A 13,951-nucleotide genomic window follows, 5' to 3' on the forward strand; every position below is an offset into this window, starting at 1 on the left:
GGGGCCGACGAAGCCGCTACTTTCCTCAGCAGCCTTGAGGCAGAACGACGTGTCATCCGTATCAGGATCGGCACACGGGAGCACTGGGCCAGTATCGAGGATGCCGGACGGTTGCGTGATGCGCTGGGCGTGGCTCTTCCTGACGGGCTACCGGCGGCATTTCTGGAGACCACCATCGAGCCGCTGCGCGGTCTGCTCGCACGATTTGCCCGTACCCGCGGGCCATTTACCACGGGTGACGCGGCCTCGGCCTTCGGTCTGGGAGTATCGGTGGCCGGGGCTGCGCTGCAGCAGATTGCCGAACAGGGCAAGCTTCTGTCCGGACGTTTCAGGATGAGAGGCAACGTGAAATCCCCCACTCAGGGCAGCAGTGATGCCGGACCGCTCGCGCAGCACGAATGGGTGGGCGACGAGGTATTCCGGCGTTTGCGTATCCGGTCATTACAGGCCGCACGCGAGGCCACCCAGCCGGTACCCCGCCAGGCCTACACCCGCCTTCTGCTCGAACGGCAAGGGTTAGTGACTGATGCATCACAACGTGCCGCTGTTAAGGGCTGGAACCCGGCTCGCGGCGCGCTGGAAGGCCAGGAAGGCGTGCTGCAAGTCATCGAGCAACTGGCGGGGGTGCCGTTGCCTGCGTCGGTCTGGGAACGACAGATCCTGCCCGCACGCGTACGCGACTACGCGCCTGACATGCTCGACGGACTCCTCTCCAGTGGTACGGTATTATGGTCAGGCCACGGCAGACTGGGTAACGACGACGGTTTGGTGGCTTTGCACCTCCAGGAGTTTGCCCCCGAAACCCTGTCCATGGCGGCACACGCCTCTGGCGCACCAGACATGTCGCCTCTGCAGCATGCGATCCTCGAATTGCTCGCCGACGGGGGCGCATACTTTGTGCGCCAGTTGGTTGCGCAGGTACAGATCAAGTTGGCCCGGGAGCATCCCGATCACCACGACAGCCCCGACATGTTGTCTGATGATTTACACGCTGCTCTGTGGGATCTCGTCTGGGCGGGTTGTATCACGAATGACACATGGACACCGTTACGCGCACTTGCCGAGGTAGCGCAGCAACCCCGGCCCCGGGCACTGTCTTCGCGCAGAAGGCGAGCTCTGCGCGGGCTCTCGGCGGCTGCGGTTCCCGAGGCGTTTCATTCGGGTTTCACCGCGCTCAATGCGGCGACCCTGGCGGGCCGGTGGTCGCTGATACGCACAGCCCCCCTTCCCGATACAGTGCAGGCCCTCGCATGGACCGAAGGTCTCCTTGATCGTTACGCCGTGGTGACGCGCAATGTCACCGTGTATGAAAACGTCCCTGGCGGGTTTCCGGCACTGCAGCCCGTATTCAGAGGCATGGAAGACACCGGGCGAGTGATGCGTGGTCGCTTTGTACTCGGACTCGGGGCAGCACAGTTCGCCGAGCGCACAACCGTAGACCGTCTGCGCGAACTGGCTGAACAACCGCCTTCGGTACCGACACCTGTCGCTCTTAGTGCGGTGGATCCAGCTAATCCCTTCGGGACGATCCTTCCTTGGCCTTCTCATGCCTCTCTGATGCGACCGGCCCGAAGAGCAGGCGCCCTAATCGTTATCGATGATGGCCATATCGTGCTCTACCTGCCGCAAGGCGGTCGCCAGTTGTTCACCTATATCGATCCGGATGACGCAGCGCAAACTGAAGTCATTGCCGCAGCACTGGCAGCGCTGTCCACTGCACTTTCGCGCGAAAAGCGTAACCGTTTCACACTCGAGCTGGTCAACGGTGTGCCGGTCCGCATGAGCAAACTGGCTCCGGCTTTGAAGGTCATTGGTTTCTCAAGCGCACCTAAAGGCTTGTACTGGGGGAACTGAACATTAACGCGCAACATTGCCTAATTTCAACATCTATGGGGGGAAAAACAACGCAACCAGAGCGCCAGTCTGACTATAGGCCTGCTCCCTGCTTTAAACACAATGACGGCTGGGTGGGCGTGAAACTCAGCGACGGCTGGCCAGCTCACTCCCCTCCTCCATGTGCCACGACTTGCGCCAGAGAGTGGCACACTTTTCGAGATAATAATGCGCCGGCAATCTGGCAACAGAGGTCGGTCTTAGAAATTATTGACGCCGACAAGATGGCACGCCGTCAGCGAAATACCGGAACGGTTCCTGACTCAGTACGACGATCCCCCGCCTCTTTAAGCTTTCTGCCCAGTTCCGCTATGCGTCGCTCACCCCGTTCCAGCGCCTGCGCGCTGGTATGCACAGAGTAGTATCCAAGGTGAAGCCTGTGCGGATGAGGAACTGCCGAACCCAGAACGAATACCGCATCCTCATGAGAAGATGCCTGCAAGGTAACAGGTGCCTCGCTGGAATCGAAACTCACCATTTCGCCCGCCTGGATAAGGCCTCCGATATTCAGTGCTCCCCTGGCAAGTGCGAGCCATCCAACGGTGTGGCCTGCCGGAGGCTGATAAGTCCAACGCTGTCCTGGTTTTAAAGTGACCAGCAGATAGTTGACCCCTTCCGGGGAAGGAACAGGACTTTGAACTCCCTGGTAGTTGCCAAGAATGACATGGAAAGGTTGCCCTTCATTATCACCCACAGACTCGATATAACGACTTTCGGGTTCACCATTTTCGAGATCGTCTGGCAGGGCAATCCATAATTGAAATCCCTGAATGCGTGGCACCGGTTCGGCATTCAGTTCCTTGCCATGCCAGATACCTCCGCCAGCCCGCATCCATTCGACACCCCCGTAACCGAAGGTTCCCTGACCGTTGTCTGGATCGTTATAGCGCACCCGACCTTGCGTAAACACCGTCACGGTGGCTATCCCTGAATGGGGATGCAGAGGCATATTATTCATCGCATGAATGGCATCACCGCTCGCATCAAAGATATCAAGAAACACAAAGGGTTTAAGCATCTGCCCTAAATCAGAAGGGCTCATCAGGCGGGTAATGGGGCCATGGCCTGAAGTTCCTCGCGTGTGCTCTGTGATTCGTCGGATTAATCCCGAATCAGGAGGGTTGGATGAGTTAATCGTCATGGTTTGGCTCCCTTAAAGTTACGTTTACCGGTTGTTCGGCGGCGTACTGTCTGGCGGCAGTCCGCCCCTTTGCCTCGCGGTTTAGCTCCCGGCAACAGACTCGCGAACGAAATCTTCATAAATGCGCAGCGGGTCCCCGCGGTAAAGTCTGATAACAAGAAGGTATTCTGTTGCACTAGAAAAACAAAGGCTATAAAACATAGATACCGTGTTTCAATAATGGAACAGCTATGAATCTGAACGCATTGTCGGATTTTATTCTTGTCGCCACGAAAGGAGGCCTGGGAAAAGCAAGTCGAGCCAGCGGTATTTCCAAAGCCACCTTATCGAGGCGGATCTCCGATCTCGAAGAACAGCTTGAGGTAAGATTGATCGAACGCAGCGCCCGTGGTCTTAAGCTCACCGAAGCTGGCGAGAGGTTGATATCACAGACTGAAGGTCTGCTGACAGAGATGACCGAGGCTCTGGCTGCTGTAGGTGATGGCGTTTCAACGCCACGCGGGCGTCTGCGCATTGCGGCCCCGGTCCTGTTTTCTCAGCTTGCAATGGGCCGCATAGCTGCTGAGTTTTGCACAGCCTATCCGGAGGTTGAGGTAGAAGTCGTGGCTGAGGATCGTATGGTGGACCTTGTCGAGGAACAATTTGATGTCGCCATTCGAATTAATCCGAGTCCGGACAGTAAATTAGTTGGCCGGTGTTTTGCCCGTGACAAGCTGGTTGTCGTAGCCGCTCCTGAAATAGTCAGGCCACAATCCGGAACCGTTAGGCAGGTTCCCGCTATCGTAACGATGAGTTTTCAGACTACTCAATGGACTCTTGATGAAGGACAGATAGTTCTGGAGCCAATGCCGAAGCTACGGTTTTCATCGTTACTGATGGTTCGCGATGCTGCTGTCGCCGGGGGCGGGGCAGCCCTGCTTCCCCGGTCTATCGCATGGAATCAGCTTGCCAGAGGTGAACTGGTTCAGTGGGGCACAATAACAGGCGCAGACCGGGCACTATGGGTCCTGCATACTTCCAGGCGTCTATCTGCGCCAAAGGTTCGTGCATTCGTCAATTTTATGTGCGACAGATACCCGGATATGTCTCTGGAACTAAGCGGTTAACCCGTTTTTTAGGCTTCTATCAGCCTGGAGGACAGGAATTCAATAAAGCGCTGTGTCTTGGCCGGCGTAAGGCGAGTTTCGGTGACGGCATAAATGCTCACAGTTGACCCTGTCCACTCAGGAAGAACGCGCCGCAACCGGCCGGAAGCAAGATCATCGGCGACAATCTTCTCGGGCAGCAGGGCGATACCTTGATGTTTGAGGGCGAGAGTGCGGATCATCCCGACGCTGTTGAGCGTGAACCTGCCACGAACGCCCACCTCGACCTCTACCTTGTTCATCCTTTGCTGCAAGTTCCAGGTCGAGACCTTCGTCATGCAGATGCATTCATGCGCTGCCAGATCCGCCGGTGCAGCAGGTTCGCCTGACGCTTCGATATAATCGGGAGACGCATAGAGTTGGCGCGAGTGCCGGCCGATAAGGCGAGCGATCAAACCCGACTCTTCCAGTTTGCCCATGCGGATCGCTACATCGAACGGTTCGCTAACCAGATCGACACGGCGCGGAGTCAGGTCGAATTCGAACGTGATGCCGGGGTAGTGTCCGGCGAAATCGACGAGGATCGGTGCGAGATAAAGCGTGGCGAAATCTACAGGCAGAGAAACCCGCAAGATCCCGCTCGGCTGCTCAAGCATCTCGCCGAGCTGCTCATGCACCAGCCGGGCCTCGTCGACGATATGTTTGCTTCGCGCATAGTAAAGCTGGCCCGCCTCGGTCAGCTCGATCTTGCGCGTTGTGCGATGCAGGAGCCTCAAACCAATCGCCTTTTCCAACTCACTGATCCGGCGTGACAGGGTGGAGTTAGGAATGCCCAGTGCCTCCGCGGCCCTCCGAAAACTCCTGACCCTCGCGACCTCCACGAACAGCGCCATGTCATTCAAATGGTCCATCTTATTGCCCCATATATGGAATACTGATTTCAACTATAGGGCATTTATCCCGAAATCGGAATGGTGGATAGTGGATAGAGACGTCAACGTATGGAGAACTCAAATGAATCCAGTATTCGCACCTGTCCATGTAGGACGCTACACACTGACCAACCGACTTGTCATGGCGCCCATGACCCGCAGCCGGGCAGCCTTCGACGGTACACCCGGGGAGGTATCCACCGAATATTATGAACAGCGCGCCAGCCTCGGCCTGATCGTGACTGAAGGCACCCAGCCCTCCGATGACGGCCAGGGCTACCTGATGACACCGGGCATCTATGCACCCGAACATGTCGCTGGCTGGCGGAAGATCACATCTGCCGTCCACGACAAGGGCGGAAAAATCTTCATCCAGCTCATGCATGCCGGGCGCATGAACCACCCCGACAACACTCCGCACCATCGCCAGGGCGTGGCACCCTCCGCAATCGCGCCGGGTGCGGGCATGTTTACTATGACAGGGATGCAGGACATCCCCACACCACGCGCGTTGACGACCGAAGAGGTGCGCCAGACCGTCGCTGATTTCCGCAATGCGGCACGCTCTGCGATTGAAGCTGGTGCTGATGGTATCGAGATTCATGGCGCTAACGCTTATCTCGTCCAACAGTTCTTTGCGCCAAGCGCCAACACGCGCACGGACGAGTATGGCGGCTCTATCGAGAACCGTGCTCGCTTTGCCATCGAAGTGGCCTCAGCGATTGCCGAGGAAATCGGCGCGGACCGCACTGCGATCCGCCTGTCTCCCGGTACGACGATATGGGGAATCGAAGAAGGTGCCGAAGGGCCAGAGCTCTATCGCTACCTCGTTGCAGAACTCGACAAGCTCGGTCTTGCCTATCTGCACATCATGCACCAGGGCAACGAAGCGCTGCTCACTGATATCCGCCAGCTCTGGCATCAATCATTGATCGTCAATCGCCCTGGTCGTCCGCGTGAGCAGATTGGCACCGATGTGGCGTCGGGACTGGCCGATCTGGAAGCCTATGGTCAGCTAGTCCTGGCCAATCCTGACTTCGTCGCGCGCCTTAAGACGAACGCCGGGATGAACGCTGCGGACCCCAAAACATACTACGGCGGCACAGCAGAGGGCTATACCGATTACCCTGCCCTCAGCCTCTGAACCCTACCCGCTCATGAAAGGATATTAGATAATGGCTCAATCACCGCAACTTGCGACCGTCGCGGATACCCTCACGCCGGCGAGAAAGAAAGTCCTGGTCGTCGGCGCAACAGGTTTCCTCGGCGCAAAGATTCTGCACAACCTCGCGCTTGAGAAAAGCGCGGCCGTCGTTGCCATGTCGCGAAAGGGCGCCCCCTCAGGTGGGGACGCCGGCATCGAATGGGTTCGCGGCGATATGATGGATCCGGCGTCGCTGGATCGTGCATTGCAGGGCGTTGACGTCGTCGTCAGCTCGGCAAACAGTTACATGAAGGGCAGCCTCGATACCGACTTTCAGGGCAACAAAAACCTCATCGAGGCCGCCGCGCGCGCGAAAGTGAGCAGATTTGTTTTTCTCAGCATCGTGAGTTGCGAAGCCGCGTCCGCTGTGCCTCATTTCCACGCCAAGAAAGTGGCTGAAGATCTGATCAAAAAGTCCGGCGTGCCATACGTCTTTGTCCGGGCACCCTCGTTTCTCGACCAGAGCACAGACTTTATCGCAAAGGCCGTGAAAGCTGGGAAATTCCAGGGGATGGGCGACAAAACCACAAGGTGGTCCTACGTGCTGACGGATGACCTTGCCTCCTATCTTACGAAGGCGGCGATCTATCCTGGCGCCGACATAGTCAATCAGACGATCGATGTTGGCTGGAGTGACGGTCCTAAGAACCAGCAGGAGCTTGCCGATATCATCTCTGATGTCATCAATAAACGTCTGAAGATCCAGATCATTCCCTGGTGGATGATTCGGGTGGCCGCACGGCCGGTCAAGCTGTTTTCCGAACTCGGGTATGATCTGATCCAGATGTTCCTGTTCTTCAGAACGGGGCTCTATGTCTCGGACATCTCCAGGCACGAGGACTTCTTCGGACCCGCTCCGACAGCGCGCGATGCGATCACGCGATGGGCACGAAATCAGCAGCTTATTCCCTAAGACGTAGGCATGGGGTGGCAATGCAATGATGACGCGACGTTGCGCCATCATTTGAGAAAAACGACACGCGATAGCGGGACCGCCCTCAGCGGCGGCGTCTCGCCGAGGATACAGGTATGAACCATTCACCAACCCCTGACAGGGGTAATACTAACGAACAGCAGGCCAAGGGTCGTGCTTTAATGCTGCACGCTTACGGCGGACCTGAAGCTCTCAAGGTTGATCAGGTTTCCTCGCCCGAGCCCGGCCCGGGCGAGGTATTGGTGTCGGTCAAGGCCGCCGCGGTAAACGGCATCGACTGGAAAATCCGTGAAGGCCACCTGCGCGAGCGCTTCAAGCTGACCCTGCCTGCGACGCTTGGCATTGAAATGGCTGGCGTCGTGATTCGGACCGGCCACGACGTCACGAACGTGAAGCCAGGGGATCGTGTTATGGCGGCCCTCGGTGGCGTCGGAGCCTACACCGACTTTCTGGTCATTGATGCCGAGAAGCTCGTCCTGACGCCGGCAGGGCTGTCCGACGTCCAGGCTGCCGCCATTCCTGTAGCCGCAATGACGGCCTGGCATGTCATTCAGGCAGCGGATTTCGATCTGTCTGGAAAGCGGGTGATGATTCAGGGCGCGGCTGGCGGTGTGGGTGGCTTTGCGGTTCAGTTCGCGAAGATGGCCGGCGCGACTGTCCATGCTACGGCATCGACCACTAGCCTTCAGCATGTGCGAGCTCTGGGTGCCGATGATGTTACAGATTATCGCCAGCAAACCCTGGAACATCTTACGGGTCAGTTCGACCTGGTGGTCGATCTGGTCGGAGGCAAGGCACTGGACCCGTGCTGGGAGCTGCTGGCACCAGCTGCCCTTCTGGTAAGTATCGCTGCTCCGGACGTGGTTGCCCGCGCACCGCTAGGCCGCCGTGGCGTCTTTTTGTCTAACAAGCCGGACACTGCACGCCTGGCCTCAATTGCTCAGCAGGTCGCCGCTGGAACATTGCGTTCAACAATTGCAGAGGTGATTGACCTCGACGACCTACCCTCAGCGATTGAGCGTAACCGCACTGGTCATGCACCGGGTAAGATCGTGGCGGACCTTACCCTTTAGGGAGGCGAAACCATATCAAAGCATTGAATACATTCCTGCTGCATGATTCACTTCCGTGATAGCGGGTGAATTCTACTTTGATGACCAGCAGTGGGCGATGATCGCACAGTTGCTACCAGCGAACCAATCCGGCGCTCTTCTGACCGACGACTGCCGGGTTATCAGCACAATCCTCCCGTTCTTGCGATCGGGCTACCAATGGCGGAATTGTTCAGTTTGCTACGGGCCTGCGACAACAGTTTGCAATCGTTTTTATCGCTGGTACGTCGAAGGGATATGGCGACAGGAGTTCGGTGCTTGCCGCTGCACTCATGTTTATAAATCGTCACTCGTTAAGCCCAAAAGCATCCCCTTGCACGCAAAGCCGCATTCCTTTGTGGCCCCTTTCTGTTCAGATTTTATCCATCAAATAACGATGCGCTTTGGATGCCGCGCTGGCGGCCTTAAAAATATAGCGTTTGTCGTTCTTCAATGCTTTCAGCCAGGAAGCGATGTAGCTTTCATGCTGAACCTCTCCAGCGATCCCCAGATCCGCCATCAGGAACGCGCTTCCCAGCTCGGCGATCAACTCCTCAAAAGCATATTCCTCACAGCCAAACTTCCCTTTCATCTCACGATTCAGGCGACTTTTTGCCCCGCTCCAGTGAACCAGCTCATGCAGGCCGGTAGCGTAGAAATTGGCAGCATCAGAAAAAAGGTACCGTTCCGGCAGCCAGATTTCATCGGTAGAGGGCTGGAAAAAGGCGTTTTGTCCTTTCTTAATGATGGTTGCACCACTGTTACGGAAAAGCGCTTCCGCACGCGGTAACGACTCAAAGGTCTCTGCCAGGCCAACTGCTTTGTCACTCAGAGGCAAACCGTCAATTTGCTCAACATTAAACACAGTAAAAGTTTTCAGCATCGGGATATAGTCAGTTTCCCCGTCGTCATTTTCCTTCTCCAGCGTGGTATAGAAAATGGCGGTAGTGCCGTGTTCTCCCTTGCGTACCTGCCCGCCCTCCGCTTTTGCCTGTTTGTAGGTCATCCAGCGTGAATCATTGAATCCCTGTTCTGACGCACTGCACCACAGCAACATGATATTCATCCCGCTGTAAGATACGCCGGTGGCGTAATTGGATGGCAAACCAGACATGCCGGATACACGCTGCCACGGGCAGGACCACGGTTTTACACCGGCTTCAAGCGCCGTGATGATGTTCTCGATAACTGTCTGATAAATATCCGTTCTGGTTTTAGAAAATTTCGTTTTTGAGGAGCCTGACTGCTCCTGCGGGGATACGCTGGTCGCCGCTGCGGTGTTAGGGGCGCTAGTCTGGGTATGCAGGGAAATCATCATGATTTTTTCTCCGTCAGTGGTGTGATTTTCGTATTCGTATCGCCTGACGGTTCGCTTTCCCTGCATCGTTCTGTCCTGCAAGGGCGCAGCATGCGTGCCATTTACCCTTGCGGGACGGGTTGTGTTGGGAAACGATTAACCGGAAGCCGATACGGGAACGGAAATCACGCGGAAGAAAAAATCTGACTCTGTATAGCCGAGCGTAGCGCCCCTTGGGCCGCAGCGGTGAAAGAGGTTAAGGTTAGAGATTTGTAGTGGCTTGATCGGCTTAGGGATAAGGTCTAAAAAGGAAAATAAAAAACAGGGGTGGTAACTCTTACAGGGCCTACTATATGTAGCAAATGTATGAATAGTGATTTTTTGAAAAAAATCCAACCCTATAATTTAACAATCAATATGTCCCAAGCCAAATTTAAAACTCTTAATTTTATCGAAAAGTAATTATCTAGAGTTTCAGTTCCGCATGAATGTTAATGACAATAAATGAAAATATATGATTTATTTAAAAGCCTAGATAAGGAAATAAACTCCCGCTACATTTCCAGATTCTATTTTATTTCTTAAGATGTAATAATATTTATTTCTATATAAACCATCCGTTCTCAGCCATTACCGTAATCGAAGTGCCAATTTAATTTCAACTATTTTTTTGCACCCTAAAAAACTTAGTGCACCTCTCAATAATCGATGGCAGCATTTCATCTATTAAATCATTCCTAAAAATATGCTTGGAGTGGGGCCGAGGTAATATTACAGAAGACAACTCCTGTAATGTGATAACTGAACTTGGAAAAACCGCATCTGAATCAGCTAAGATTAAAGCCTCACGACCTAAATGTATTACTGAGTCGATACAATCTGCACACATTGCCGCGCTCTCATAATCCACTGCTTTTTTCTCAGAGTTGAATAGAGGAACTTTCTTTATTTCAAGCACCCAAGGATTTTTCTTCGAAGCTCTGACACACTCAATTTTAATTCGTTTACAACAAGGGCACACCCATCTCTCATCATATCTATTCCAATATTTCCCCCTAGTAGAGGAAAGGTGAGAAATTTCATTTAATGTTGGCTCACATTTAGCGACAACCCTTTTTTTCATCCTCCAAGAGTTGATTGTTCCTTTAAACACTTCAGTGTTATAAAGTAAACTTTCAGGCCAATACTGATCAAACTCTAACAATCCATTAATCCTAAAAAAATGCCTGGCTAAAGTTTCTGTCTGTTTAGCGGTTTTTTCTGATGGTTGATACCAGTCTTGTTTCTCGGCAGCTATAGTTGCAAATTTTCTAGCCATATCCATGCGAACATTAAATACAGGCTCCACCCTCTCCCACACTTTTTTTGCAGCCTCAAAATTTATTTGATGTTCGCGATTACTGGCAATATGAATAAATTCCGATATCTCCCTTGGTGAAAATGAAAAAAAACGATGACATTTAACTAAGCGCTTAGCATCAGCATCGGCTTTATTACAATCAGAACATATTACCGTATTGTCATAGGCTGATAAAGAAAATGCTGTCTTTATGGCAAATCGTTCAGAGAGAGCATCCGCAACAATGATTTTTTTCTTTGTTGAGAATTCCTCAAAGAGGGACTTTACAACCTCTTTCATATGGTCATGATGTTCATGTAGTTGACAGCTTAAAAAATTATTTTTATTCAGCCTCACTATTTCTGATTTTTTCCGTCTGCAGCAGGGGCAAATCCACTCTACCGGGGTCATAACCCACCATTTATTAAGATGTGCCCCATCTGCTTTAAAAAGTGAAACTAAACGCTTTGTTGACAATGTGAATTCTGAATCAAGACCCGAAAGATCTCGCTGCGCAAGAGAGAGTTTGAGTATTTCCCAATCCATTTTAGGCCTCAATTTTCACTAATAATAATGCTAAGATTTTACTCGTCAACATCATCGAAAATACTCCGCCCTGAAGACAAATTTGTACTCTGGGCTTCTTCTGTTTCTAATTCTTCGTAATCCACTGCCTCGGATTGCTTCTGCTTCAACCTATCTTTCTTAGCTTCTATTTCACGGATCAATTGTTCAGACTTTTGCCATTCATCTTCATCATAAAAATCCGCACAGTAAAGTTCATTGTTCTCGTCACGAAATCGCTCCAAAAGGCGTGTGACGTCGTAGAATGCTTCGTCTACATCATCATCTGTACCCCAAGAATCCTCTATATCTTGGATTATTTCATTCATGTTAGAGTAGAACCTGACTTTTTGGACTAAAAGCCTGGCTGCATTCTCTTCTTGCGAGAGTAAAACGCCGACAAAGTCGGCATCGATGAAACAATCTGAATGGTTTACTGCGGCAAGAACGCTCAGCCTGTCAAGTACTTTTATTCTGAGCTCATCACCGAGTAGACCATTTTCATTCAGCCTACCCAATATTGTGAGACTGTTATCGTATCTTCTCGCAGAGTTGATTAAATCAAGCAAGTTAGCCTTTGTTTTGTTGTTATTAAAATAAAGTCCCAAGAATTCAGGTGAACACCTGCTTGCCAAAAATGAGAGTATTGGCTTACTAATAGAGGCTCTGTTGCCACTAGGATCGATGATGTCCAGAACGATGTTGAACATACTATGTGGCACAACCAGTTTTATCCCCTCAATCCCCATATCCCCACAACTTATTTCCTCGATTAATCTTTCCTTTGTGACTCCGGAAAGGTAGATATCGATGAGTTCTGGATTACCCGAAACATCAGATGCGAAAGCATCGCGAATGGTTGGATGGCGGAATTTCCAGTAGTGCTCGTCTTGTGTTTTGCTAATTCTGATGAGTGAATCATCTAATGCTGACAATGCAGCTTTTACGTCGCCAAAATTTGATTGCATGGACGTGATGATATTGGTTGTCTGAGGGTTTTCTAACCGCAGTGGGATTGGTAGCTCCCCTCCATTAGCAAATACGAGGGCTAAGGCCGCTCTTTCAGCGGGTGCAAGCCCACCAATAATGTCTGCCATGAACCCCGTGGGATTTGAGAAAAAATCAACGACCCCAACTTCGTTAGGCACAAGCTTATTCGTGAACTGCGGATTGGCGAATCTCCGGGCAATTTCCGGAAGAAATTTTGGCACTGTTACTGCTGACGGTAGAAAACTCTTTATCGCCCTTCGAAATACTTTAGTCTGTTTCCCAAGCTTCAGGTGGTTGTACAGGATCATGGCTTTTTCAGGATCGGAGAGTTTCTCAACTTCAATTGTGACTCGGCTATCTTTAAACAATTCGAATTTATTTGTATTTAAGCGATTCTGGGCTGCACGGAAGATATAGCTGCGCGAAGTGAAAATCACTCGCGCTCCCTTATGTATAGCAGCTTTCAACTTAGGGAGCCTTTGATTCCACTCTTGGACTCGATTAAAGTCGCAATGATTTGATCCAAAAGCATCGTCAACCCAAAAAAATTGTCCTGGGTCGTCTGGGTTCCATTGCCTATCCAAATCTTCCGGCGAACTTAAAATCAGCGTTTGCAACCCCCACTCATCAGCCGCTGAGAGCGCTAACAAATTAGCTATCATAGTCTTACCACTTGCAGGTTCACCTATAAGCATCACGAATCCGTGATCCCTGAGAGCGTGAGCACAACGGCGGTATGCCTCTGTGGGGACGAAGCATGCAAGATCTGGTGCAATCGAATCGAGAACACTTTTTGCTTGCCGGAATGCCTGATTTGTAATTATCTGGGAAAGGTCACCAAGACCATATATTCGGGGTACCATACGCCTAAGACTTGGGTGTAAGGATATGCTGTGGTTTATCCATTCGGCACCGTAAATCCTTGCGAACTTTGCACCAGCTTTCCGCATGTCCTCTTCCATCAAGGCGGCTGTTTCAGCTGAAACTGAATAATTAGTGAATAGAAGGTATACATCGGCAAGCCCTTTACTCACAAGCCGCTCAATCTTAGGAAGTTCATCACTAACAGCTCCCTTTGAAAGCTTCATATCTTGTTTGCTGGAATGTTTACATTGAGTAGTAAAACTACTGCTGATGTCTTCGCCGAAACCAGTTCCAGACCAAGTGCCATAGAAAGCCCCATCGCGGCCGCCATCAACGCCGTCAGAGAATACTTGAAATGTCTGCCCAAAGGTCTCTTTCAAGATACATGATACGAGATCCTCGAAAGCCTTCCATCCAAGTTTGTGAAGGTCGAACTGGATTGATTGCATTGTTTTTTTTAGATTATCGGATTTAATAGATATTTATTTTAAAGTGCGTGTTGGGAATGTCTAGGGATTGATTACAAAAAGCGAGTAAGGTAAGTTGATCTTACCCATCAATAGTGGACACGCGACTAAGTGAGTAAACTCTCAACCAGAGGTGACTCACATGACAAA

General features: G+C 51.9%; 9 protein-coding genes and 2 pseudogenes. 6 read left to right on the top strand and 5 right to left on the bottom strand.

Annotated features, from left to right (window positions below):
- Nucleotides 1-1,854: pseudogene (locus NV64_RS21640) on the top strand (ATP-dependent helicase); the annotation flags it as partial.
- A 274-nt stretch (nt 1,855-2,128) separates the two neighbouring features.
- On the opposite strand, the gene NV64_RS21645 reads toward NV64_RS21640, so the two are convergent.
- Nucleotides 2,129-3,034 (bottom strand): pirin family protein, encoded by a 906-nt coding sequence (locus NV64_RS21645; protein WP_101506755.1) that lies wholly within the window; start codon nt 3,032-3,034, stop codon nt 2,129-2,131.
- A gap of 230 nt (nt 3,035-3,264) precedes the next feature.
- Between NV64_RS21645 and NV64_RS21650 the strand changes: the two genes are divergently transcribed.
- The gene (locus tag NV64_RS21650) at nt 3,265-4,140 is read left to right on the top strand and encodes a LysR family transcriptional regulator (protein ID WP_101506756.1); all 876 of its coding nucleotides are present in this window, start codon (nt 3,265-3,267) and stop codon (nt 4,138-4,140) included.
- Between the two features lie 8 nt (nt 4,141-4,148).
- On the opposite strand, the gene NV64_RS21655 is transcribed toward NV64_RS21650, so the two are convergent.
- On the bottom strand, nt 4,149-5,030 hold the full coding sequence (locus NV64_RS21655; protein ID WP_101506757.1) for a LysR family transcriptional regulator: 882 nt from the start codon (nt 5,028-5,030) through the stop codon (nt 4,149-4,151).
- A 103-nt stretch (nt 5,031-5,133) separates the two neighbouring features.
- On the opposite strand from NV64_RS21655, the gene NV64_RS21660 reads away from it, so the two are divergent.
- The 4 genes and pseudogenes from NV64_RS21660 to NV64_RS24530 all read left to right on the top strand — a co-directional run.
- Complete coding sequence (locus tag NV64_RS21660; RefSeq protein WP_101506758.1) at nt 5,134-6,195, top strand: alkene reductase; 1,062 nt, start codon at nt 5,134-5,136, stop codon at nt 6,193-6,195.
- A gap of 31 nt (nt 6,196-6,226) precedes the next feature.
- Nucleotides 6,227-7,168 (top strand): SDR family oxidoreductase, encoded by a 942-nt coding sequence (locus tag NV64_RS21665; RefSeq protein WP_101506759.1) that lies wholly within the window; start codon nt 6,227-6,229, stop codon nt 7,166-7,168.
- 116 nt (nt 7,169-7,284) lie between these two features.
- Nucleotides 7,285-8,262, top strand: a complete 978-nt coding sequence (locus tag NV64_RS21670) for an NADP-dependent oxidoreductase (protein ID WP_101506760.1) — start codon at nt 7,285-7,287, stop codon at nt 8,260-8,262.
- 55 nt (nt 8,263-8,317) lie between these two features.
- A pseudogene (locus tag NV64_RS24530) lies at nt 8,318-8,536 on the top strand (transposase); the annotation flags it as partial.
- 117 nt (nt 8,537-8,653) lie between these two features.
- Here the strand turns inward: NV64_RS24530 and NV64_RS21680 are convergent.
- From NV64_RS21680 to NV64_RS21690, 3 genes are all read right to left on the bottom strand, one after another.
- Entirely contained in the window at nt 8,654-9,598 is a 945-nt protein-coding gene (locus NV64_RS21680) for an ArdC family protein (RefSeq protein WP_101506761.1), read from the bottom strand.
- 637 nt (nt 9,599-10,235) lie between these two features.
- Nucleotides 10,236-11,462 (bottom strand): hypothetical protein, encoded by a 1,227-nt coding sequence (locus tag NV64_RS21685; RefSeq protein ID WP_233209070.1) that lies wholly within the window; start codon nt 11,460-11,462, stop codon nt 10,236-10,238.
- A gap of 38 nt (nt 11,463-11,500) precedes the next feature.
- Nucleotides 11,501-13,783, bottom strand: coding sequence for a hypothetical protein (locus NV64_RS21690; RefSeq protein WP_101506763.1), 2,283 nt, complete (start codon nt 13,781-13,783; stop codon nt 11,501-11,503).
- Between the last annotated feature and the right edge of the window lie 168 nt (nt 13,784-13,951).

Origin of the sequence: Erwinia sp. B116 (assembly GCF_002865965.1) — a bacterium.
GTDB lineage: Bacteria > Pseudomonadota > Gammaproteobacteria > Enterobacterales > Enterobacteriaceae > Erwinia.